General features: G+C 72.5%; 18 protein-coding genes. 9 read left to right on the forward strand and 9 right to left on the reverse strand.

The window, feature by feature from the left end:
* Window positions 1-272: 272 nt before the first annotated feature.
* The 3 genes from R2D22_RS13770 to R2D22_RS13780 all read right to left on the reverse strand — a co-directional run bounded on the left by R2D22_RS13770 (window position 273) and on the right by R2D22_RS13780 (window position 3,327).
* A complete protein-coding gene (locus R2D22_RS13770; protein ID WP_318103448.1) occupies window positions 273-506 on the reverse strand; it encodes a chaplin in 234 nt (77 codons plus the stop codon).
* Window positions 507-716: 210 nt separating this feature from the next.
* Complete coding sequence (locus tag R2D22_RS13775; RefSeq protein WP_318103449.1) at window positions 717-2,756, reverse strand: thioredoxin domain-containing protein; 2,040 nt, start codon at window positions 2,754-2,756, stop codon at window positions 717-719.
* 178 nt (window positions 2,757-2,934) lie between these two features.
* Window positions 2,935-3,327 carry a rodlin gene (locus R2D22_RS13780; RefSeq protein WP_318103450.1) on the reverse strand — a complete coding sequence of 131 codons (393 nt, stop codon included), beginning with the start codon at window positions 3,325-3,327 and terminating at the stop codon, window positions 2,935-2,937.
* A gap of 231 nt (window positions 3,328-3,558) precedes the next feature.
* Between R2D22_RS13780 and R2D22_RS13785 the strand changes: the two genes are divergently transcribed.
* On the forward strand, window positions 3,559-6,783 hold the full coding sequence (locus tag R2D22_RS13785) for a tetratricopeptide repeat protein (protein WP_318103451.1): 3,225 nt from the start codon (window positions 3,559-3,561) through the stop codon (window positions 6,781-6,783).
* A gap of 75 nt (window positions 6,784-6,858) precedes the next feature.
* Here the strand turns inward: R2D22_RS13785 and R2D22_RS13790 are convergent, their stop codons facing one another.
* Window positions 6,859-7,092, reverse strand: coding sequence for a hypothetical protein (locus R2D22_RS13790; RefSeq protein WP_411977021.1), 234 nt, complete (start codon window positions 7,090-7,092; stop codon window positions 6,859-6,861).
* Between the two features lies 1 nt (window position 7,093).
* Window positions 7,094-7,975, reverse strand: coding sequence for a mycothiol conjugate amidase Mca (gene mca / locus R2D22_RS13795; protein ID WP_318103454.1), 882 nt, complete (start codon window positions 7,973-7,975; stop codon window positions 7,094-7,096).
* A gap of 156 nt (window positions 7,976-8,131) precedes the next feature.
* Between mca and R2D22_RS13800 the strand changes: the two genes are divergently transcribed.
* The 4 genes from R2D22_RS13800 to R2D22_RS13815 all read left to right on the forward strand — a co-directional run bounded on the left by R2D22_RS13800 (window position 8,132) and on the right by R2D22_RS13815 (window position 14,134).
* Window positions 8,132-8,533 (forward strand): DUF4307 domain-containing protein, encoded by a 402-nt coding sequence (locus R2D22_RS13800; protein WP_318103455.1) that lies wholly within the window; start codon window positions 8,132-8,134, stop codon window positions 8,531-8,533.
* Window positions 8,534-8,716: 183 nt separating this feature from the next.
* Window positions 8,717-9,214, forward strand: a complete 498-nt coding sequence (gene greA, locus R2D22_RS13805; protein WP_318103456.1) for a transcription elongation factor GreA — start codon at window positions 8,717-8,719, stop codon at window positions 9,212-9,214.
* A gap of 126 nt (window positions 9,215-9,340) precedes the next feature.
* Entirely contained in the window at window positions 9,341-11,788 is a 2,448-nt protein-coding gene (locus tag R2D22_RS13810; RefSeq protein ID WP_318103457.1) for a protein kinase domain-containing protein, read from the forward strand.
* A 21-nt stretch (window positions 11,789-11,809) separates the two neighbouring features.
* Window positions 11,810-14,134, forward strand: a complete 2,325-nt coding sequence (locus R2D22_RS13815) for a protein kinase domain-containing protein (RefSeq protein ID WP_318103458.1) — start codon at window positions 11,810-11,812, stop codon at window positions 14,132-14,134.
* Window positions 14,135-14,150: 16 nt separating this feature from the next.
* Here R2D22_RS13815 and R2D22_RS13820 read toward each other — a convergent pair whose 3' ends face one another.
* The 3 genes from R2D22_RS13820 to ilvA all read right to left on the reverse strand — a co-directional run bounded on the left by R2D22_RS13820 (window position 14,151) and on the right by ilvA (window position 17,462).
* Window positions 14,151-14,993 (reverse strand): ABC transporter permease, encoded by an 843-nt coding sequence (locus R2D22_RS13820; RefSeq protein WP_411977136.1) that lies wholly within the window; start codon window positions 14,991-14,993, stop codon window positions 14,151-14,153.
* 5 nt (window positions 14,994-14,998) lie between these two features.
* Window positions 14,999-16,033, reverse strand: a complete 1,035-nt coding sequence (locus R2D22_RS13825) for an ATP-binding cassette domain-containing protein (RefSeq protein ID WP_318103460.1) — start codon at window positions 16,031-16,033, stop codon at window positions 14,999-15,001.
* A gap of 196 nt (window positions 16,034-16,229) precedes the next feature.
* On the reverse strand, window positions 16,230-17,462 hold the full coding sequence (gene ilvA / locus R2D22_RS13830) for a threonine ammonia-lyase (protein WP_318103461.1): 1,233 nt from the start codon (window positions 17,460-17,462) through the stop codon (window positions 16,230-16,232).
* Between the two features lie 146 nt (window positions 17,463-17,608).
* On the opposite strand from ilvA, the gene R2D22_RS13835 reads away from it, so the two are divergent.
* The 3 genes from R2D22_RS13835 to R2D22_RS13845 all read left to right on the forward strand — a co-directional run bounded on the left by R2D22_RS13835 (window position 17,609) and on the right by R2D22_RS13845 (window position 19,087).
* Window positions 17,609-18,139, forward strand: a complete 531-nt coding sequence (locus R2D22_RS13835; protein ID WP_318103462.1) for a MarR family winged helix-turn-helix transcriptional regulator — start codon at window positions 17,609-17,611, stop codon at window positions 18,137-18,139.
* Between the two features lie 277 nt (window positions 18,140-18,416).
* On the forward strand, window positions 18,417-18,836 hold the full coding sequence (locus R2D22_RS13840; RefSeq protein WP_411977022.1) for a sigma factor-like helix-turn-helix DNA-binding protein: 420 nt from the start codon (window positions 18,417-18,419) through the stop codon (window positions 18,834-18,836).
* The gene (locus tag R2D22_RS13845; RefSeq protein ID WP_318103464.1) at window positions 18,833-19,087 is read left to right on the forward strand and encodes a hypothetical protein; all 255 of its coding nucleotides are present in this window, start codon (window positions 18,833-18,835) and stop codon (window positions 19,085-19,087) included. The genes R2D22_RS13840 and R2D22_RS13845 overlap by 4 nt, the downstream gene beginning before the upstream one ends.
* A gap of 112 nt (window positions 19,088-19,199) precedes the next feature.
* On the opposite strand, the gene R2D22_RS13850 is transcribed toward R2D22_RS13845, so the two are convergent.
* Window positions 19,200-20,354, reverse strand: a complete 1,155-nt coding sequence (locus R2D22_RS13850; RefSeq protein WP_318103466.1) for a cystathionine gamma-synthase — start codon at window positions 20,352-20,354, stop codon at window positions 19,200-19,202.
* 73 nt (window positions 20,355-20,427) lie between these two features.
* Between R2D22_RS13850 and R2D22_RS13855 the strand changes: the two genes are divergently transcribed.
* On the forward strand, window positions 20,428-21,531 hold the full coding sequence (locus R2D22_RS13855) for a hypothetical protein (RefSeq protein WP_318103467.1): 1,104 nt from the start codon (window positions 20,428-20,430) through the stop codon (window positions 21,529-21,531).
* Window positions 21,532-21,541 lie beyond the last annotated feature (10 nt).

Consider the following 21,541-nt stretch of genomic DNA (forward strand, 5'->3'; position numbering starts at 1 on the left):
CTGAGGCAAGGAGACCTGCGGTGAACACCCCCAGCCATCTTCTCGTCGTCCGTCGGTTCCTGTGGGTCATGGCCGTGCTCCTTCACGCATCGCGCCGCGTTCCGTCGACCCCAGGTGTGCTCAGAAAATATGCTTAATAAGCCGACTGGGAAGCCAGTCACCTGATCAGGCGTCAGCGGATCTCGCTCGGATGGCGGAAGAAGACGACAAAAGGCCGGTCCCGAGCCGGGCGCGGGGCGCCCGGGCCGGAACCGGCCTCTTTCGCGGGTGCGTCAGCGGTTGATGCAGACGTTGCCTACCGCCGGGTTCAGCAGAGCGACGATGTTGATGGAGTTGCCGCAGACGTTGATCGGGATGTTGATCGGCACCTGCACGTTGTTGCCGGACAGGATGCCCGGGCTGCCCGCCGCGAAGCCGACCGCCTCGGAGTCCGCGAAGGCGGGCGACGCCGCACCCATGGCGATGACGAGTCCGGCGACGACGGTTGCAGCCTTCTTACCAAGCATTTCGTCTGGTTCCTTTCTGCGGCGGAGGAGAACGCGACTCTCGCGCATCCCGGGCCATTCGGGGGACCCGGGCCTCCGCTGCATACATCAGGACGATCATGCAGAAGGACAACATCCGTACGGCGTGCGACGCGGCCTCTTCACCCCATCGAAGGGCCTGAATTCCCCCTCATGCCGGGGCATTCGGAGGAATGCGCCCACCGACCGCGCTCATTTCTCCCGAGGCCCGGAAAGGGCCCGTGCGAGCGCCTCCGGGTCGGTCGTCGGCGCGTCGCAGGTGAAGTGCCGGCAGACGTACGCGGCGGGGGCCCCGCCGACCAGCGACCGGTCCGCGAGCAGCGGGAACTCCTCGGCGTCCGCCGGCCCGAAGGCGACGACCGCGCCCGGGGCGGTGCCGAGCAGCGCCGTACGGTGCAGCTCCCGCGCCGCCGCGTCGTCCCGGTCGCCGACGACGGCGACCTCGCGCGGCCCGTCGAGCAGCGCCTCGGCGACGGCGAGACCCCAGCCGATGTAGCGGGGCGCCCGCGGGCCGAGCGCCCGTACGACGCCCAGGGCGCCCTCGGCGGCGGTGCGGTGCGCCTCGGAGCCGGTGTGGGCCGCGTACGACAGGAGCGCGCCGGCGGCGGCAGTCCAGCCGGAGGGGGTGGCGTTGTCGGTGGGGTCCTGCGGGCGGCGGATCAGGGTCTCGGCGTCGTGGGCGGTGTCGTAGAACGCCCCGCCCTCGGCCCGGAACCGGTCGAGGACGACGTCCAGGAGGAAGCCGGCGAACTCGAGCCAGACGCCCTCCCCGGTGACCGCGGCGAGCGCCAGATAGCCCTCGGCGACGTCGGCGTAGTCCTCCAGGACTCCGTCGTTCGTGCCCGCGTGTCCGTCCTTCGAGGTACGGGTCAGCCGGGCGGAGTCGTCCATGTGGAGGCGGAGCAGCAGGTCGGCGGCCTCCGTCGCGCGGGCGACCAGGTCGGGCCGGTCGAAGTACGCGCCGGTCTCGGCGAGCGCGGCGATCGCGAGGCCGTTCCAGGCGGCGACGACCTTGTCGTCCCGGCCTGGGCGCTCGCGCCGGTCCCGGGCGGCGAGCAGCCGCTCGCGGATCGACGCGATCCGGTCGGCGTCGGCCGGGCCCGCGTCCTGCGGGAGCTGGAGCACCGAGGAGCCCTCCTCGAAGGTGCCCTCCTCGGTCACCCCGAAGTACCGGGCCGCGTAGCGCGCGTCCTCCTCGCCGAGGACCTCGGCGAGCTGCGCCGGCGTCCAGACGTAGTACGCGCCCTCGACGTGCTTCCCGGTCCCGTCGTCACTGTCGGCGTCGAGCGCGGAGGAGAACCCGCCCTCGGCCGTCCGCAGCTCGCGCACCATGAAGTCCGCGGTCTCCAGCGCGACCCGGCGGGCCAGATCGCTGCGGGTGGCCCGCCACAGATGGGCGTACACCCGGCAGAGCAGGGCGTTGTCGTAGAGCATCTTCTCGAAGTGCGGGACCACCCACGCGCGGTCCACGGAGTAGCGGGCGAAGCCGCCGCCGAGCTGGTCGTAGATGCCGCCGCGGGCCATCGCCTCGCAGGTGTCGGCGGCCATCTGCAGAGCGCCCTCGGCCCCGGTCCTGGCGTGGTGGCGCAGCAGGAACTCCAGCGCCATCGACGGCGGGAACTTCGGGGCGCCGCCGAAGCCGCCGCTCCGGTCGTCGTACTCGCGGGTGAGCCCGAGCAGCGCCTGCATCAGCTCTTCCTCGCCGGGGACGCCCTGTCCGCCGTACGCGAGGGTGCGGGACGACAGATCGCGGACGATCTTGCCGGCGACCTCGCCGACCTCGTCGCGCCGCTCGGTCCACGCCGTGGAGACGCCGTCGAGGATCTCGGCGAAGGACGGCATGCCGTGCCGGGCCTCGGGCGGGAAGTAGGTGCCGAAGTAGAACGGCTCGGCGTCCGGGGTCATGAAGACGGACATCGGCCAGCCGCCCTGTCCGGTGGCGGCCTGCACGGCCTCCATGTAGACGGCGTCGACGTCGGGCCGCTCCTCGCGGTCGACCTTGATGTTGACGAAGTGCTCGTTCATGTACGCCGCCGTCCCGGCGTCCTCGAAGCTCTCGTGCGCCATCACGTGGCACCAGTGGCACGAGCTGTACCCCACGCTCAGGAACACGGGGACGTCGCGCCGCCGGGCCTCCTCGAAGGCGGCGGGCTCCCACGCCCACCAGTCGACGGGGTTGTCGGCGTGCTGAAGGAGGTAAGGGGAGGTGGCGTCCGCCAGTCGGTTGGGCATGGGTCCATCCTTGCTCACACGGTGGGGGGCCGCCCGTGTGCCGTGGCTGGGGAAACGGGCGAGCGGCCCCGTTCCCCGCGCAGTCGCGGGGAACGGGGCCGCTCGGAAGGGGATCCGTCCGTCCCCGGCCGGCAGCCGGGGACGGAGGGCCTTACGGCCGGGCCCTGAGGGGGCTGGGTCAGCCGCCGACGTTCCCGTTCTGGGAGAGGACCTCGCCCAGGATGTGCGAGAGGGCGTCGTCGCCCTTCTGCTGCACGGAGTTCTGGGTGCAGGTCTGGTTCGACATCGGGTTGCCGAGCACGTCCTGGACGGCGACCGGGACGGCGATGACACCGACCGGCACCTGGGCCTGGACCTTCTGGATGTCGAAGCAGTGCAGGACGCCGCCGTTCACGAGACCGAAGTTCGGGCTCATGTAGCCGCCGGTCTCGTTGGAGCCGATGGACTGCTTCGAGGTGTTGCCGATGATGTTGGCGGAACCACCGTCGTTGCCGGCCGCCATCGCCGTGGTCGCGGACATGCCGGCGACGGAAGCAGCAACAGCCGCGGTGGCGAGAACCTTCTTGATCACGAGATCGTCCTTCTTGAGCCGAGGGGCCTGGAATGCTCCGTTGCCGAAGCACGCTGATCAACTGCCCCGCCGCAGTTTGGTTCCGGGCAGTCACCCGGAAGCCTCATTCGGCAGATCAACGCCACCGAACACGGAGAATTCGGTCACGCGATCGCCAGGGGTCCCTCGCGTCTTCGCGCGTCACGCAGGAGACTTGGGGCCGGAAGCGGAGGCTCTCGGAGGGGGACGCACATGCGGGACGGCCACCGGGCGGAAGCCGAGCGGCTGTTGGCACGCGCCGTGGAGGAGGAGGTGCGCCGATCCGGCGGTCGCTTCGACGCCACGTCACTGCTGGCACGCGGGCGGGACGCGCTGGACTCCATGGCGGCGAGCGCGGGCGAGGAGTACACGGCGTACCGGCTTGCGCTGGAGGAGGCCGAGGCGGGCAGCCTGTCCCTGGCCGAGCGGCTAACCGGCCCGGCGCTCGGAACTCCCGCGCTGGTCACGGCCGTTGCCGCGGTGGCGGCGATCGGCGCGGACATGGCACTGGGCACGGCCACCGGGACGGCGCTGGGCGCCGGCGCGGTGGTGGCCGTCGCGGGCGCGGCGGCCACGGTCCTGAAGGTGACGGCGGCGCACTGGCCGGACGCGCACCGCCGGGCCGGAGAGAGGGGCCGGCCGGGCGGGCCGGAACAGTTGCGGCTGCAGTGGCTGACGGCGCTGGAGGTGCGCGGGATCCGGCCGTTCCTGGACCAGCAGCGGATGCTGCTGACGGCGACGGCTGCCACGGCGAAGCAGGCCGCGAAGGCCGCGCAGACCGTTCCGTCGCTGCGCGGCGGCGACCGCAGCGCGGCGGCGCGCCGGCGGACCGTCCTGGAGCAGTCCTTCGGCCATCTGCCGGACCCCGCAGGGCCGTTCGCGGGCCGACGGGCCGAGCTGGCGCGGATCACCCAGTGGGTGCAGGCGGCGCGGGCCGCGACGACGACCCGGCCGACGGTCGTGGTGCTGCACGGCGAGCCGGGTGCGGGGCGGACGACGCTCGCGGTCCGGGCGGCGCACGCGCTGCGGGACCAGTTCCGCGGGGCGTGCGTGGTGGACCTGCGGGGCGCGAGCCGCGGCGAGAAGCCGCTGTCGACCCGGGACGCGCTGCTGCATCTGCTGAACCGGCTGGGCGCGCCGCGCGAGCAGCTGCTGTTCCGCGACCGCAGTTCGGCGGAGCAACAGGTGCGTCGGCTCGCGGAGTTGTACCACCAGCATCTGACAGGGCTGCCGGTGACGATCGTGCTGGACGACGCGGTGGACGCGGCGCAGGTGCGGACGCTGCTGCCGGAGCGCTCGGACAGCCTCGTCCTGGTGACCGCGCGGCAGCCGCTGGAGCTGGGCGGGGACGTGCCGGCGCGGGTGCATCAGCTGGAGGTCGCGGCGCTGGACGCGGCCGGCGCCGAGGAGCTGCTGCGGGAGGCGGCGCAGGCCCCCGACGCGGGGCCGTACGACGCGGAGGCGTCGACGCGGATCCGGGAACTGTGCGGCGGGCTGCCGCTGGCGCTGCGGGTCGCGGGGTCGTCGCTGGGGCCGCGGTCCATGGCCGAGCAGGCGCGGCACCTGGAGGTGTACGGGAAGGTCGGCGGCTCTGTCGAACGGGCCCTGTCCGTGCGGTACTTCACCGATCTCGACGAGGACGGGCGGCGGCTGCTGCGGCGCCTCGCGCTGGCCGGGCGGGCCTCGCTCGGCGCGGCGGCGGCCGCGGCGCTGCTCGACGGCGGCGAGGCGGACGGGGCGCGGCTGCTGCGCGAGCTGGCCCGGGCGGGGCTGCTCGACCATGTGCGCGGGGACCGGTACCGCCTGCACGACGCGGTGCGGAGCTTCGCTGCCGCCCGGCTGCTCGACGAGGAGGAGGCGACGGAGGTCGCCGCCGCACAGGAGCGGCTGATCCGGAACTACGCGGAACTGGCCGACGCGGTGATCCGGATGGTCGACGGCAAGATGTCGACGCGGGCGGACCGGTTCGGCGGGCACGGGTTCGGTTCGCTGGACGCGGCGCTGCGCTGGCTGGACGACGAGTCGAGCTTCATCACGGCCGCGCTGCGGCACGCGGAGGGCGTCGACCAGCAGGCCGTACTGAACCTGCTGGGCGCGCTGTGCGACTACTGCCTGCTGCGCGGCGACCTGTACCGGCTGGGCGAGATCAACGAGCTGACGGAGGCGGTCGGGCAGGGGCTGCTGTCCCGTTCGGTGCAGTGGCGGACGGGTATCGCGGCGCGTCAGCTCGGCGAGCTGGACAAGGCCCGTACGACGCTGACCTCGGTCGTCTCGCTCTACCAGGAGGCGCACCAGGACGCGGGCGCGGCGCTGGCGCTGTGCTCGCTCGGGATCACGCTGCACCACCAGGGCAACCTGTCCGAGGCGTCGGCGCGGCTGCGCGAGGCCCTGGAGCTACAGGTCCCGGAGTCGCTGGCGGCGGACCGGGCGTGGACGCTGCACGCGCTGGCGGGCGTGGAGCGGGACCGGGCGAACCTCGCGGAGGCCGTGGAGCTGCTCGGCCGGGCGATCGAGCTGCACCAGGCGTCGGAGTCGGTGCACGGCGAGGCGTGGGCGCACTTCCAGCTCGGGCAGGTGCGGCTGCGGCAGGGCGACGTGCCGGGGGCCGAGGAGGAGCTGCGGGCGGCGCTCGACCTGTACGGCCGGACCCGCGACGGCCGCGGCGAGGCATGGGCGCTGACGCAGCTGGCCCGGGCCCGGCTGGTCGCAGGGGACGCGGCGTCGGCGGTCGACGGACTGCGGCAGGCGCTGTCGCGGCACCGGGAGCAGGAGGACGCCCGGGGCGAGGCGTGGACGCTGTACTACCTGGGGCAGGCGCTGGAGGAACGCGGCGACCTGGACCAGGCGGTGCGCGAGCTGGAGCGGGCGCGGACGATGTTCTCGCGGATGCGGGACGTGTACGGGCTGGCCTGCGCCCGGCACCACTCGGGCCGGGTCACGCGGGACCTGCGCGCGGCGCAGACCGGCAACCTGCGGAACTCGGGGTTCGCCCGGCAGCTGCTCAGCGACGCCCGGACGGACTTCCACCGGATCGGGGTGGCGCACGGCGAGGCGTGGACGTGCCTGGAGCTGGCGGTCGTCGACGCGGGCAACAGCAAGGCCGCCCAAGCCGTGGCGCTGTGCGACGAGGCGGAGCGGCTGTTCGCCTCGTACGGCGACCGGCGCGGCGAGGACTGGGCCCGCTTCCTGCGGGTGACGCTGCTGCCGTACGCGTCGCCGGGGGGTGTGGAGGTCGGCACGGTGGTCGCCGAGGAGGAGCTGGTCCGGTTGACCGAGGACGGTCATGACCTGCGGGATCCGCGACTGGCGGACTGTGCCGCGACGTACGCGGTCGCGCTGACGCGCGGCGTCCAGCTGGACGCCGGCTGGCAGGCGTGGACGCTCGGGCTCACCCCGAACCGCCACGCGCGCGAGGTGATGGGGGTCGCGGTCCCGTAGGCGTGGCGGGCGTCCGTACACGCGCGGCGGGGCCCCGGGGGCGTGTCTCCCGGGGCCCTGCCGCGCCGCGCGCGGTTACTCCTGCGGTGCCTGCTTCGCCGGCGACGGCTGCGCAGCGCCCGCCGCCGGGGCCGGGGTCTCCTCGAAGTCGACCTTGCCCATGTGGCGGTTCATGGACTTCATCAGCAGCCAGACCGCGCCCGCCATCACCGCGAAGACGACGAACCCGAGGACGCCGGGCGTCACCTTGTTCTCGTCGAGTTCCTTCGCCAGCGGGACGAACTGGGCCAGTGCGAGGTGTGCGCTCATGCTAGGCATTGTCGCGGATGCCCGCGAAGAGGTCGCTCTCGGGGAGGGAGGTGTCCACCAGCGACTTCGCCAGCTCGTACTCCTCCGTAGGCCAGGCCTCCTTCTGGATGTCCAGCGGCACGCGGAACCAGGGGCCGTCCGGGTCGATCTGCGTGGCGTGGGCGATCAGGGCCTTGTCACGGATCTCGTAGAAGTCGGCGCAGGGCACGTGCGTGGTCAGCGTCCGGTCCTTGAGCCCGAACTCCTTCCAGCGCTCCAGCCAGTCCCCGTAGGGCGACTCCATGTCCCGGTCCAGCAGGGCCTGGTGCAGCGCCATGGTGCGCGGCTTGTTGAAGCCCTGGTTGTAGTAGACCTTCAGCGGCTGCCAGACCGGGCCGAACTCGGCCTCGGGGTACTTCTCCGCGTCGGTCGCCCCGTCGAACGCCACCATCGTGATCTTGTGGGTCATGATGTGGTCGGGGTGCGGGTAGCCGCCGTTCTCGTCGTAGGTCGTGATGACCTGCGGGCGGAACGCGCGGATCTTGCGGACCAGCGCCCCGGCCGCGTGGTCGACCTCCTCCAGCGCGAAGCAGCCCTCCGGCAGCGGCGGCAGCGGGTCGCCCTCCGGCAGCCCGGAGTCGACGAAGCCGAGCCACTCCTGGTCGACGCCCAGGATCTCGCGGGCCTCGTCCATCTCCTTCTTGCGGACCTCGTGGATGTGCTCCTCGATGTAGGCATCACCCTGGAGCTTCGGATTGAGGATGGAGCCGCGCTCGCCCCCCGTGCAGGTGACGACCAGCACGTCCACCCCCTCGGACACATACTTGGCCATCGTCGCCGCGCCCTTGCTCGACTCGTCGTCGGGGTGGGCGTGCACGGCCATCAGACGCAGCTGCTCAGTCAAAGCTCGATCCTCGGTCACTGGTCACTGATATGGACAGGTGCCGTCCCGCAGGGACGTCGTTGTGGGGCGGCGGTCGGGTGGCGGGAGGGCAACTCTTATAGTGACGGAATCGGGGGGCCGAAAATTCCGCCTTCCCGGGGCACGAAAGGATCGATCATGAGCTCGGTACGCGAGTCGCTGCCCGAGGGCCGGTACGGCCGCTCCGCGGACGAGCGCGCCGACCGCAAGCTCAGGATCGCGGCCGTCGTGCTGGGCACACTGTTCGTCGCCATGATGGGCTGGTTCGGCTGGCACTACGTGGTCGCCGAGAAGCTCAGCGCCGAGGTGATCAAGTTCGAGGTGGTGGGCGACCGCGAGGTGCAGATGCACCTGGAGGTCCGCAAGGAGAAGGACGCCGCCGGCTCCTGCACCCTGCGCTCGCGCGCGGAGGACGGCTCCGAGGTCGGCCGCAAGGACGTCCGCTTCGACGGTCCCCGGACCCGGATCGACGAGGTCGTCTCCATCCGCACCACCGCCCGCGCGACCAGCGCCGAGCTGGTCGGCTGCACCGCCGAGTAGGCGGCCGGGCCCCCGGACGGCCCCGCGCGTCAACGCCCTGACCTGCGTTGACGTAATTCTGATGACTTTCGTCCCTTCCCTTTTCCCGGGTAATTGTTAGGCTCGTGGTTTCGCCCACCCAGGAAGGCACATCCTTCTGGGTAGGGCGATGCTTTGTATTCCCAGTACCTACGAGGAGCACCTGTGACCCAGACCAGCGACAACGTCACCTGGCTCACCCAGGAGGCGTACAACAAGCTCAAGGACGAGCTTGAGTACCTGTCTGGTCCCGCGCGTACCGAGATCGCCGCCAAGATCGCCGCGGCGCGCGAGGAGGGCGACCTGCGCGAGAACGGCGGGTACCACGCGGCCAAGGAGGAGCAGGGCAAGCAGGAACTCCGCGTCCGCCAGCTCACCCAGCTCCTGGAGCACGCCAAGATCGGTGAGACCCCGGCGGACGACGGCGTCGTCGAGCCCGGCATGGTCGTCACGATCGCGTTCGACGGCGACGAGGACGACACGATGACGTTCCTGCTCGCGTCCCGCGAGTACGCGAGCAGCGACATCGAGACCTACTCGCCGCAGTCCCCGCTCGGCGTCGGCGTCAACGGCAAGAAGGCCGGCGACGACGCGGAGTACGAGCTGCCGAACGGCAAGAAGGCCACGGTCAAGATCCTGAGCGCCAAGCCGTACACCGGCTGAGACTCCTCCCTTCCGGAAGGAAGGACCAGGGCCGGACCGCCGACGGCGGTCCGGCCTTCTGCATGCACATGCAGAGTTGCGTGCGATGATGCGGGCGCCGTCACGTCTTGAGGGGGATGAAGGCACGTGCTGTTACCGCTGAGCGGAGGCGCGCCCGATCGGATCGGGCCGTACGAGATCCTGGCCCGGCTCGGCGCCGGCGGCATGGGGGAGGTCTTCCTCGGGCGAACGCCGGGCGCGACCGGCGCGGCCAGCGCGACCGGCTCGCAGGGCTCGCAGGGCTCGCAGGGCTCGCAGGGCGTCACGTACGACGGCACGTACGTCGCGGTGAAGACCGTGCGGCGCGACGTCGTCGCCGAGCCCGCCTTCCGCGACCGGTTCCGCCGCGAGATCAAGGTCGCGGCCCTGGTCTCCAGCCCGTACGCGGCCGCGCCGCTCGGCGGCGACGCCGACGCGGAGGTGCCCTGGCTGGCCACCGCGTACGTCCCCGGGCCCAGTCTCTCCCAGGCGGTGCGCCGCGACGGCCCGCTGCCCGTCCCGGCCGTACGGGCCCTCGGCGCGGCGCTCGCCCGCGCGCTCGGCGACCTGCACGCGGCCGGGGTGCTGCACCGCGACCTCAAGCCCGGCAACGTCATGCTCGCCGTCGACGGACCGCGCGTCATCGACTTCGGCATTGCCCGCAGCAGCGGCGCGACGACGATGACGGCGACCGGGATGATGGTCGGCACGCCCTCCTTCATGTCCCCGGAGCACGTCGCGGGCGCCCGGCACGTCAGCGGCGCGTCCGACGTCTTCTGCCTCGGTTCGGTGCTCTGCTACGCGGCGACCGGCGAGGACCCGTTCGGCGACGGCCCGCTGGCGGCCGTGCTGTACCGCGTCTCGCAGGCCGAGGCGGACCTGACCCGGGTTCCGGACGAGCTCCGCGACGTCATCGCCGCCTGCCTGGCCGCGGACCCGGCGGCCCGTCCCACGCCACAGCGGCTCGCGGAGCTGCTGGGCGGCGCCGGTCAGAAGGCCGCGTGGCCGCATGCCGTCCACGACCACATCGGCGAGTACGGCCGCGAGCTGGCCCAGCTGATCGCCTCGGGCGCGGCCCTGCGGGAGGTCGCGCCGGCGCCGATCGCCCCGGACCAGCAGCCGACGATGCCGCCGATGGACCCGACGGTCCCCCCGGCCCCACGGAAGCGCCGCAAGGGGCTCCTCGCGGCGGCGGTCGCGCTGGCACTGGTGGCGGGCGGCGTGGGGACGTACCTGCTGTGGCCGGAGGAGACGAAGAAGCCCCCGGCGGACGCGAAGAAGCCCCCGGCCCCGTCGGGCCCCCGCGTCCCCGGCGTGGACGACCGCGGCCTGGCCGACGCGTCCGGGGTCGTGCCCCAGAACGCGGCCCAGCGCCCGGCCGGCTGGAAGCCCTGGCAGGCGAAGCTGACCGCGCCCGCGTTCGGCTGCTCGGCCGGCGAGTCGGTGCTCGTGTGCCGGACGACGCACGGGCGGTACGAGGCGCTGGACACGGTGAGCGGGAAGAAGCTGTGGGACGCCGAGGTCGACGACGGGGGCACCTCCCCGACCGAGAGCTACATCAGCGTCTCCTCACAGATCTTCATCGCCCGGCACAGCACCCGGCCCACCGTCCACGACGGTCTCGTGGCCTTCGTCTCCGGCGAGAAGCTCCAGGTCCGCGATGCCCGGACCGGGGCCGTCCGCTGGGAGAAGGAGGCGTACGGCGCACGGTTCGAACAGGCACGGACGATCGTCGCCGACGGCACGGTCTTCGCGACGACGCCGGTCGCCGGGACCGAGGACGACGTCGACTCGGACCAGGTGGCCCTGACCGCGTTCGCCCTCGCCGACGGCAAGCAACTGTGGACGAAGGCGCTCACCACCGCCACGATCTCGATGTCCGAACGGAGACCTTACGAAGCGGTCGCCTATGCGAAGGGCGCGGTGTACGCCCTCAGCGACGGCGGCCTGGTGGCCTACGACGCGAAGACCGGCGACCTGCGCGGGCAGGTCGACCAGGACGCCCGGACCTGCGCCGAGATCAAGATCCTGGGCTCGTCCGCGTACTGCACGGACGCCCCGTACAGCAGGACCGACCAGGCGAAGATGCACGTTCTGGACGCCGGCACGCTCGCCACGACGGGCTCCCTGCCCGCGCCGGTGGCGGCTCTGGGGCCGAGCGCGATCGGCCCGAACATCGTGGCGGGGCTCGAAAAGGGGCTGACGGTCCTCGACCCGCGCAGCGGGAACACGCTCGGGACGTTCGCGGCGAAGGAGGCCCCGGCCGGCCTCGCCCATGCCCGGTCCGCACCGCTGCTCGCGGGCGACCAGGTCGTGTACGCCGACTACTCCTCGCTCTACACCGTGCGGCTCGGCTCGGACGGCAAGCCCGCCGGGCTGAAGGTCACGCCGGTTCCGGGCGCGCCGGGGCCGCGGGCCAAGGAGGAGGCGTACGACCCGAACTACGGCCAGTTCTATGCGAAGGAGATCCGCTCACCCGAGGTCCTGCCCGTCGGCGGAATCGCCTACGTCGTGTACGACAAGGGTGTCGTCGCCTCCGTAGAGCTGCCCAAGTGACCTACTGAGAGGACGTGTTCGGTGCTGAAGGCACTTCCCGACGGGCAGCCCCCGCGTCTCGTCGGGCCCTACCGGCTGCTCGCCGCGCTCGGCGCGGGCGGCATGGGTGAGGTCCACCTGGCCTGCCGGACGGACGCGCCGACGGCCGATCCGCATCTGATGGTCGCGGTGAAGACCGTCCGCGCGGACCTGGAGGTCGACGGGGACTTCCGCACCCGGTTCCGGCGCGAGATCACCGCCGCGCGCGCGGTGAGCGGCCCGTACGCGGCGCAACTCGTCGACGCCGACGCGGACGCCGTGGTGCCGTGGCTCGCGACCGAGTACGTTCCCGGGCCCTCGCTGGCCGAGGCGGTGACCCGGGCGGGCGCGCTGCCGGTCGAGGCGGTACGGGCGCTGGGCGCGGCGCTCGCGCGAGCACTTGAGTCGGTGCACGCGGCGAAGGTGCTGCACCGGGACCTCAAGCCGGCGAACGTGCTGCTGGGGGCCGCCGGGCCGAAGCTGATCGACTTCGGCATCGCGCAGGCGTTTGAGGCAACGGCACTGACCTCGACGGGACTTGTGGTCGGCTCACCCGGCTTCATGTCGCCGGAGCATCTGGTCGGCAGCCGGGCCGTCGTGCCCGCGTCGGACGTGTTCTGTCTGGGCGCGGTGCTCGCGTTCGCGGCGAGCGGGCGCGGGCCGTTCCACGACGAGGAGATGGCCTCGGTCGTCTTCCGGATCAGCCGGGCCCAGGCCGAACTGGACGGCGTACCTGAGGAGTTGCGACCGGTCGTCGAGCGCTGCCTGCGACTCGACCCGACGGAGCGGCCGACGGCGGCGGAGCTGGTCGAGCTGTTCGGCGGGGAGGAGCCGACGGCCTTCCCATGGCCGGGCGGCGTGCTTTCGCTGCTCTCCGAGTACGCGGACACGGCGCGGCGGTTCGGCGAGGCCGCGGCGTCCGGGGCAGGCGTGGCCGACCTCCCGACGATCGGCCCGCAGGTGCCGTACTCCCCCACGGCGGCCGGATACCGGCCCGCCGTGCCCGAGGGGCCGGAGGCACGCCGCCGGCCGTGGGGGCGGATCACGGCCGGGGCGGTCGCGGTGGCGGTGGTCGCGGCGGCCGTGGGCGTCGTGCTGCTCAACCGCGGGGAGGGCCAGGGAGGTTCGACGGGCGGCGCGGCCGGTCCCGGTCCCACGACCGGCTCCAGCACAGGCCCCGGGGCCCCGGCCACGCTCAGCCAGGTCGTGCTGCCGTACGGCGGGGAGGGCCATCCCGACGACTTCGGGAAGGCGGGCACGGACCGCGCGTTCCGCCCGGCGGGCTGGTCACCCTGGAAGGCGCAGGTCGAGGCGGGCACCGATTCCTGTGCGCTCGCCCCGAAGGTCCTCGTGTGCGCCGGGAGCGGCGGCGCGGCGGTGGGCCTGAACGCGGCGGACGGGAAGAAGCTCTGGTCGGCGCCGGCGCGAAAGACACCCAACGGGGAAGGCCTGTACTCGACGGCCGGGTACCCGGCGATCGTCGGCGAGACCGCGTACATCTCCGGTCCCGACGGGCTGACGGCGTACGGGATCGCGGACGGCAAGCAGCGGGGGAAGATCCCGGCGCCGGGCGGCGACTGGGCGGTGAAGGGCTCCGACCTGCACGAGGGCGTCCTCTACTCCACGTACGTCAACCTCGCGGACGCCGACAAGGGGCTCGTCATCGCCGTGAAGCTGGGCGGCACGGGCAAGGAGCTGTGGCGGAGCCGGCTCGACGGCACCCCGGAGCACCCGGTCACCGCCGGGGGCAGGGTCTACGTACCGGTGGGCGCCGTCACGATGGCCCTCGACGCCCGGACGGGCAAGGAGACCGCAAGGAGCTCCGGCAGCGAGCCGTGCGGCGACATCGCCGTACAGGGGAAGTACGTGCTGTGCTCACCTTCCATGGACGGCGGGGTCCCCGTGCTCGACGCCCGGACGCTCCGGCAGGTACGGACGCTGGGCAAGGGCACGGAGATGGCCGGCGGACCGGCGGTGAGCGCGGACGGACTGGTGGCCGTGGTCGGCGGCGACCTGGACCATACGGTGATCACGTACGACCTCGAGAGCGGGCGCGAGCGGTGGCGTGCGGAGACGATGCCCCACCTGGAGCGACTGAGCCGGGTCTATTTCGCGGGTGACCGCGTCCTGGCCGGAGGAAAGCACGAGGTGCACGCCATCCCGGTGTCGGGGCCGCCGGCCCGGTCGCAGAACATCGAGGTGATCCGCCTGAACCTGCCGGACTCGATCGACGCGTCCGCCCTGTCCTCCAGCGAGGCGCTGGCCGCCGGAGGGGCGGTGTTCCTGCCCTTCCCCGACGGCCTGGTCGTCTCCGGTCACCTGCCCTGACCGGACGGCGGTCGCCTCACACCGTCGCCGACCGGTACTTCCGTACCGACAGCGTCCGGAACACCACGATGATCAGGAACGACCAGATCAGCGAGGCCCACACCGGGTACTGCATCGGCCACGCGTCCGACGGTGAGACGCCCGGGTTGCCGAAGAGTTCGCGGCAGGCCTGGACGGTCGCGCTGAAGGGGTTCCACTCGGCGATCGGCTGGAGCCAGGACGGCATCTGGCTGGAGTCCACGAACGCGTTCGAGATGAACGTGACCGGGAACAGCCAGATCAGGCCGCCGGACGTCGCCGCCTCCGGGGTGCGGACCGACAGGCCGATCAGCGCGCCGATCCAGGAGAAGGCGTAGCCGAGCAGGAGCAGCAGCGCGAACGCGGCGAGCGCCTTCGGGATGCCGTTGTGGATGCGCCAGCCCACCAGCAGGGCGACGATCGCGAGGACGACGAGCGTGAGCGTGGTCTGCACGAGGTCCGCGAGGGTGCGGCCGGTGAGGACCGCGCCGCGGGCCATGGGCAGCGAGCGGAATCGGTCGATCAGACCCTTGTGCATGTCGTCGGCGATGCCCGCGCCCGCGCCGGCCGTGGCGAAGGTGACGGTCTGGGCGAAGATGCCCGCCATCAGGAACTCGCGGTAGACCTGCGGGGAGGTCGAGCCGCCGATGTTCATGGAGCCGCCGAACACGTAGCTGAACAGCACCACGAACATGATCGGCTGGATGAGCCCGAAGATGACCATCTCGGGGATGCGGGTCATCCGGATCAGGTTGCGCTTGGCGACGACGAGCGAGTCGCCGATCGACTGGGAGATGCCGCCGCGCGGCTTGGGGGCCGGCGTGGGGACGGTGTGGGAGATCGTGGTCACTTCACCGCCTCCTTTCCGCTCCGGTCACGGCCCCGGCTCCGGGAGTCCGCGCCGCCGTTCTCCTCCTCGTCCAGCAGCTCGGCCGCATGGCCGGTCAGCGAGATGAAGACGTCGTCGAGGGTGGGCCGGCGCAGGCCGATGTCGTCGATCTCGACGCCGACGGTGTCGAGATCGCGGATGACCTCGGCGAGCAGCTTCGCGCCGCCGGTGACGGGCACCGTCAGCTTGCGGGTGTGGTTCTCGACGGAGACCTCGCCGTGGCCGATGCCGGCCAGTCCGTAGCGGGCGAGGACGTCCCGGGCCGGGTCGATCTGCTCGGGCTGGTGGACGACGACCTCGACGCGCTCGCCTCCGGTCTGGGCCTTGAGCTCGTCCGAGGTGCCGCGGGCGATGACCTTGCCGTGGTCGACGACGCAGATGTCGTGGGCGAGGTGATCGGCCTCCTCCAGGTACTGGGTCGTCAGGAGCAGCGTCGTACCCCCCGCGACGAGTTCCTGGATGATGCCCCACAGGGCCTGCCGGTTGCGGGGGTCGAGGCCGGTCGTCGGCTCGTCCATGAACATCACGGGCGGCGAGACGACCAGGGCGGCCGCAAGGTCGAGCCGGCGGCGCATGCCGCCGGAGTACGTCTTGGCGGGCCGGTCGGCGGCCTCGGCGAGGCTGAAGCGCTCGAGCAGTTCGTCCGCGCGGACCTTCGCCTGCTTGGCCTTCATCTGGTAGAGCTGGCCGACCATCTGGAGGTTCTCGCGGCCGGTCAGGTACTCGTCGACCGCGGCGAACTGGCCGGAGAGGCCGATGGAGCGCCGTACTTCGTTGGGGTGCTTGAGCACGTCGATCCCGGCGACGACCGCGCGGCCGCTGTCGGGCTGGAGGAGCGTCGTGAGCACGCGCACCGTGGTGGTCTTTCCCGCGCCGTTCGGGCCGAGCAGGCCCAGGACCGTGCCTTCGGGCACATCGAGGTCGACGCCGTCCAGAGCTCGTACGTCGCCGAAGGTCTTCACCAGACCCTCGGCGTATATCGCGCCTGGCATGTGGGTTCTCCCAGGGATTTCGGGCGTTTCCCGCCCAAGTCTAGGTAGGCCGGACGCCACGCGCCCAGCGAATGAGTGACCTGGAGCACACCGTAACGCGATACATCGCGAGCGACAACGTGTTTACGGCGCTCAGCCCGCCGTCACCACGTGACCCACGCCCTTCAGCCCGCCGTCACCACGTGACCCGCCTCCTTCAGCCCGCCGTGACCACGTACCCCGCCTCCCGCAGCGCCGCCTCCACCTCCGCGCAGTGCTCCGGGCCCTTCGTCTCCAGGTGGAGTTCGACCTCCACCTCCGTCAGACCCAGGCGCGGATCGGTGCGGACGTGGCCGACGTCGAGGACGTTCGCGTCCACCGCCGACAGCACGCCGAGCAGGTTCGCCAGCACTCCCGGCCGGTCCGTCACGCGCAGTCGCAGGCTCAGGTAGCGCCCGCCCGCCGCCATGCCGTGCCGCAGGATCCGCTGCAGCACCAGCGGGTCCACGTTGCCCCCGGACAGCACCGCCACCACCGGCCCGCGGAACGACTTCGGGTCGCTCAGCAGCGCCGCGACCGGGCTCACCCCGGCCGGCTCGACCACCAGCTTCGCCCGCTCCAGGCAGAGCAGCAGCGCCGTGGACAGCGCGTCCTCGGAGACCGTGCGGACCTCGTCCACGTACTCCTGGATGATCCGGAACGGCACGTCGCCGGGCCGGCCCACCTTGATCCCGTCCGCCATCGTCGTCGGCGCGTCGATCGACACCGGGTGCCCCACGGCCAGCGACGGCGGGTACGCCGCCGCACCCTCCGCCTGCACGCCGATCACCTTCACGTCCGGCCGCACCGACTTCACGGCGAGCCCGATCCCCGCCGCGAGCCCCCCGCCGCCGATGCCGACGACGATCGTGCGGACCTCCGGGCACTGCTCCAGGATCTCCAGGCCCACCGTGCCCTGCCCGGCGATGATGTCCGGGTGGTCGAAGGGGTGGATGAACACCGCCCCCGTCTCGTCCGCGTACTCCTCCGCCGCCGCCAGCGTCTCGTCCACCACCTGCCCGTGCAGCCGCACGTCGGCGCCGTAGTCGCGGGTCGCCGCGACCTTCGGCAGCGGCGCCCCGACCGGCATGAACACCGTCGCGTGCACCCCGAGCAGCGCCGACGCCAGCGCGACGCCCTGCGCGTGGTTCCCTGCCGACGCCGCGACCACCCCGGCCGCCCGCTGCTCCGGCCGCAGCCCCGCGATCCGCACGTACGCGCCGCGCAGCTTGAACGAACCGGTCCGCTGCAGGTTCTCGCACTTGAGGTGCACCGGCGCCCCGACCAGCGACGACAGGTACCGGCTCCCCTCCATCGCGGTCACCCGGGCGACACCCGACAGCATCTTCTGCGCCCCGCGCACGTCGTCCAGGATCAGAGGGTGCCAGGGGTCAGGCGAACGGAAGCTCATGACCGCAAGTCTCCCAGCTCACCGGCCCTCCGGCCGCCGGGAGACCACGCGTCCGGGCCGGTTTGCGCAGCCCCGGTACGGACCCCCGCCCGCACGCGTACTCTGTCCCCCACCAACCGACCACGCACGAGAGAGCCCCCACAGCCATGCCCACGTCTCAGGACATGACGACTGCGCTCGACCCCGGTCTCCTCGATGCCCTCCAGCACCAGGTGGCCGTGTTCGCCCGGCGCGCCGAACAGACCAGGCTCGGCGGCACCGGCCAGCTCCGCAACTCCATGGACCGTGCCGCCTACCTGCTCCTCAACCGACTGGAACAGGAAGGGCCGATGGGCGTCAAGGCGCTCGCGGCGGGCATGGGGATCGACTCGTCGACCGTCACCCGTCAGGTCGCCCCGCTCGTCGACACCGGCCTGGTCAAGCGCACCTCGCACCCGGAGGACGGGCGCGCGGTCGTGCTCCAGCTGTCGCCGCGCGGCCTGGCCCGCCTGGAGGAGGTCCGCTCCTCGCGCCGCCAGCTGATGGTGGAGGTCACGGAGGGCTGGACGCCGGACGAGCGGGAGTCGTTCTGCATGCTGCTCACCCGCTTCAACTCGGCCCTGTCCGCACGCCAGTCGGGGCTTCCGGCGCAGCCGGAGGCGGGCGCGTCGCGGGCGGAGCCGTCGACGGAGGCGTGACGACGGCGGGCGCGTCGTGGCGTCCTCCGGGTCCGCGGCGTGGCGACCTTTCGGTCCGCGTCGTGACGTCTGAGGGGGCGCGCGTCGTGGCGTCTTCCGGCGCCCGTGTCGTGGCGTCTCCCGGCGCCTGCGAGCCGACAGTCGGCGTCGAGTCCCGACCGTCATCGCGCGGCTATTGACCTGAACCGCACCCCTGTCCTCATATGAGGACGTGGGAGACGGGCGCGATCGGAACGGCGGTCAACAGCTCCGCCATACACGCGAGTTCGAGGCCTTCGTGGCAGGAGCCGGGGGCCGGCTGCTGCATGCCGCGACGCTGCTCACCGCCGAGACCCCGGCCCGCAACCCCCGCGCCCACGCCCTGCTGACCGCCTCGCTCGCGCACACGTACGCCCACTGGGACCGGCTGCGCGGCGAGGACCCGTACGACCGCACCCGCACCGACCTCGCCGCCCGCTTCGCCCGTGCCGCCTGGCGCCACCACCGCGGGCACGGTGGCGTCCTGTCCCGGCTCACCCCGCAGGAACGGCTGATCGTCGTGCTCCGCGTGTACGAGGGCGTGGCCGAGGAGCAGACCGCGGCGATGCTGGGGCTGCCGACGGAACGGGTCCGGGCGGTCTGCGCCCGGTCGGTGGCCGCCCTGCGCCGCACCGCTCCCCCGCCCTCAGCTTCGGCGCAGGACCGGGCGGCGTCATGAGCCGATCCCGGGACGTCCGCGACGAGGAGGTGCGGCGGATGCTCGACGCGGGCCATCCGCAGCTGCCGGCCGATCTGGCCGAGCGGGCGGTGGAGCGCGGTACGCGGCTGCTGCACCGCGACCGCGCGGTGCGCCGGGCGCTGTGGACGCTGCTCGCGGCGGCGGTCGTCGCGTTCGTGGTGTGGGCATCGGTGGTGCAGCCGTGGGAGGTCCCCCCGGCGGGCACGACACCGCCGCTGGAAGGCTGGTGAGGCGGGTCGGGGAGGTTGGTGAGCCGTGCAGCAGACGCGGAAGGCCGGGCAGGCAGACACGGTGAGCCGGGCGCCCCGCTCCAGCAGGGCGCCCGGCTCGCCGTCGTGGCGACTAGCCCAGCGCCTGGCGCAGGTCGGCCAGCAGGTCGTCGACGTTCTCGATGCCGACGGAGAGCCGGACCAGGTCCGCCGGGACCTCCAGCGCGGAGCCCGCGACGCTCGCGTGCGTCATCCGGCCCGGGTGCTCGATCAGCGACTCGACGCCGCCCAGCGACTCGCCGAGCGTGAACAGCTTGGCCCGGTTGCAGACGTCGACCGCCGCCTGCTCGCCGCCCTCGACCCGGAACGACACCATGCCGCCGAAGTCCTTCATCTGCTTCACGGCGATCTCGTGACCCGGGTGGTCGGGCAGACCCGGGTACAGGACCTTCGTGACCTTCGGGTGCTGGGTCAGCATCTCGACGACCCGGCTCGCGTTCTCGCTGTGCCGGTCCATGCGGACGGCGAGCGTCTTGATGCCGCGCAGCACGATCCACGAGTCGAACGGACCGGCGACCGCGCCCATCGCGTTCTGGTGGTACGCCAGCTCCTCGCCGAGCGCCTCGTCGGCCGCGACCAGCGCGCCGCCGACGACGTCGGAGTGGCCGCCCATGTACTTCGTCAGCGAGTGCACGACGACGTCCGCGCCCATCGACAGCGGCTGCTGGAGGTACGGCGAGGCGAAGGTGTTGTCGACGACCAGCTTCACACCGGCCTGGCGGGCCACACCCGCGACCGCCGCGATGTCGGTGATGCCGAGCAGCGGGTTGGAGGGCGTCTCGACCCAGATCAGCTTGGTCCGCTCGTTGAGCGCACCGCGCACCGACTCGATGTCGGAGGTGTCCGCCACGGAGAAGTCGACGCCCCAGCGCTGGACGACCTTGGCGAAGAGCCGGAAGGTGCCGCCGTACGCGTCGTTCGGGATGACCACGTGGTCGCCGGGCACGAGCAGCGTGCGCAGCAGGCAGTCCTCGGCCGCGAGACCGGACGCGAAGGCGAGGCCGCGCCGGCCGCCCTCCAGGGCCGCGAGGTTCTCCTCCAGCGCGGTACGGGTCGGGTTCGCGCTGCGGCTGTACTCGTATCCGCCGCGCAGCCCGCCCACGCCGTCCTGCTTGTAGGTGGACACCTGGTAGATGGGCGGGACGACCGCGCCGGTCAGCGGGTCGGCGGTGTTGCCCGCGTGGATCGCGCGGGTCTCGAAGCTCTGGTGGATGTGCTGGTCGCTCATGAGTCAGGAGCGTAGTCCTGAGGACGGTGCACCGCCGCCCATCGTCTCAGCGGGTGTCCTGGACAATGGACACATGGAGATTCTGTGGGTCCTGCTCGCGATGGCGATGCTGTTCGCGGTCCTCGGTCCGGTCATGATGCGGCGCCGTCGTGGCATTCGGCTGGCGCTGCCCGGTTCGCCCGACGCCGCCGACCCGGAGGCGTACGGCTTCCTGCGGCAGGAGGAGCAGGACGTACGGATGCCCGGCCCCGACCACGACCTGCTGGACGTGCTGAACGTCGTCCAGCGGACACAGGACTGGCGGGCGGCCTCGCAGTTGCTGGCCGGTACGGACAAGAGCGACGAGCTGCGCTGGCAGCGGGTGCAGGCGTTCGCCGGCGCGGCCTCGCTGGAGCTGCGGGACCGGCCGGGCGTCGGCGGCGCGTGGTTGCGCGCCTGGCGCGCGGAGCAGCCGAAGGACGCGGGCGGCGCGGCGGTGCACGCGGAGTTCCTGGTGCAGCAGGCGTGGCGCTCGTCGACGGCCGGCACGGACGAGTTCCGGATCATCCTGGAGGAGGCCCGCAAGGCCTGCGGCGAGGCGGCGCTGCTCGCGCCGGGCGACCCGGTGCCCTACATCGTGGAACTGGCCGTGGCGCGCGGGCTCGGCTACCCGCCGGAGCAGTTCGACCGGGTGTGGGCCCAGGTCATCGACCGGGCGCCGGAGCACATGGGCGCGCATCTGGCGGCGCTGCAGTACTGGTGCGAGAAGTGGCACGGCTCCCGCGAGGAGGCCGACCACTTCGCGACCACGGCCGCCGCCCGCGCCCCGCGCGGCTCGCTGCTGGCGGCGCTGCCCCTGTTCGCGGTGTACGAGCACCTGCCCGAGGTCAACCTGGTGCAGGGCTTCTACCGCAGCGAGGTCGTCACGAAGGCGATGGAGGGCGCGCTGTACGCGGTCAACTCGGCGCGTGCCGACGACCCGATGCTGGCGCACGTCCGCCACCTGCTGGTCCTCTTCCTGGTCCGCGCCGAACGCTGGGCGGAGGCGATGCACCAGCTCGTCCACATCGACGGCCACGTCGGCGCCGTCCCGTGGACGACGTCCCAGGACCCGGCTGCGGAGTACGTGGTCTACCGCAACCTGGCGGTCGCGGGGTACGAGGCGAACGGGGGGAACCCGGCGACGCTGCCGGGGTGACGTCCGGGTC

This window comes from Streptomyces sp. HUAS YS2, assembly GCF_033343995.1.
Classification (GTDB): domain Bacteria; phylum Actinomycetota; class Actinomycetes; order Streptomycetales; family Streptomycetaceae; genus Streptomyces; species Streptomyces solicathayae.

Bases quoted from the DNA above. Each gene is read 5' to 3' on its own strand.
- R2D22_RS13835 (WP_318103462.1), top strand. From the start codon at position 17,609: ATGCCCACGTCTCAGGACATGACGACTGCGCTCGACCCCGGTCTCCTC.
- R2D22_RS13855 (WP_318103467.1), top strand. From the start codon at position 20,428: ATGGAGATTCTGTGGGTCCTGCTCGCGATGGCGATGCTGTTCGCGGTC.
- R2D22_RS13770 (WP_318103448.1), bottom strand. From the start codon at position 506: ATGCTTGGTAAGAAGGCTGCAACCGTCGTCGCCGGACTCGTCATCGCC.
- R2D22_RS13790 (WP_411977021.1), bottom strand. From the start codon at position 7,092: ATGAGCGCACACCTCGCACTGGCCCAGTTCGTCCCGCTGGCGAAGGAA.
- R2D22_RS13775 (WP_318103449.1), bottom strand. From the start codon at position 2,756: ATGCCCAACCGACTGGCGGACGCCACCTCCCCTTACCTCCTTCAGCAC.
- R2D22_RS13800 (WP_318103455.1), top strand. From the start codon at position 8,132: ATGAGCTCGGTACGCGAGTCGCTGCCCGAGGGCCGGTACGGCCGCTCC.
- R2D22_RS13850 (WP_318103466.1), bottom strand. From the start codon at position 20,354: ATGAGCGACCAGCACATCCACCAGAGCTTCGAGACCCGCGCGATCCAC.
- ilvA (WP_318103461.1), bottom strand. From the start codon at position 17,462: ATGAGCTTCCGTTCGCCTGACCCCTGGCACCCTCTGATCCTGGACGAC.
- R2D22_RS13845 (WP_318103464.1), top strand. From the start codon at position 18,833: ATGAGCCGATCCCGGGACGTCCGCGACGAGGAGGTGCGGCGGATGCTC.
- R2D22_RS13785 (WP_318103451.1), top strand. From the start codon at position 3,559: ATGCGGGACGGCCACCGGGCGGAAGCCGAGCGGCTGTTGGCACGCGCC.
- R2D22_RS13825 (WP_318103460.1), bottom strand. From the start codon at position 16,033: ATGCCAGGCGCGATATACGCCGAGGGTCTGGTGAAGACCTTCGGCGAC.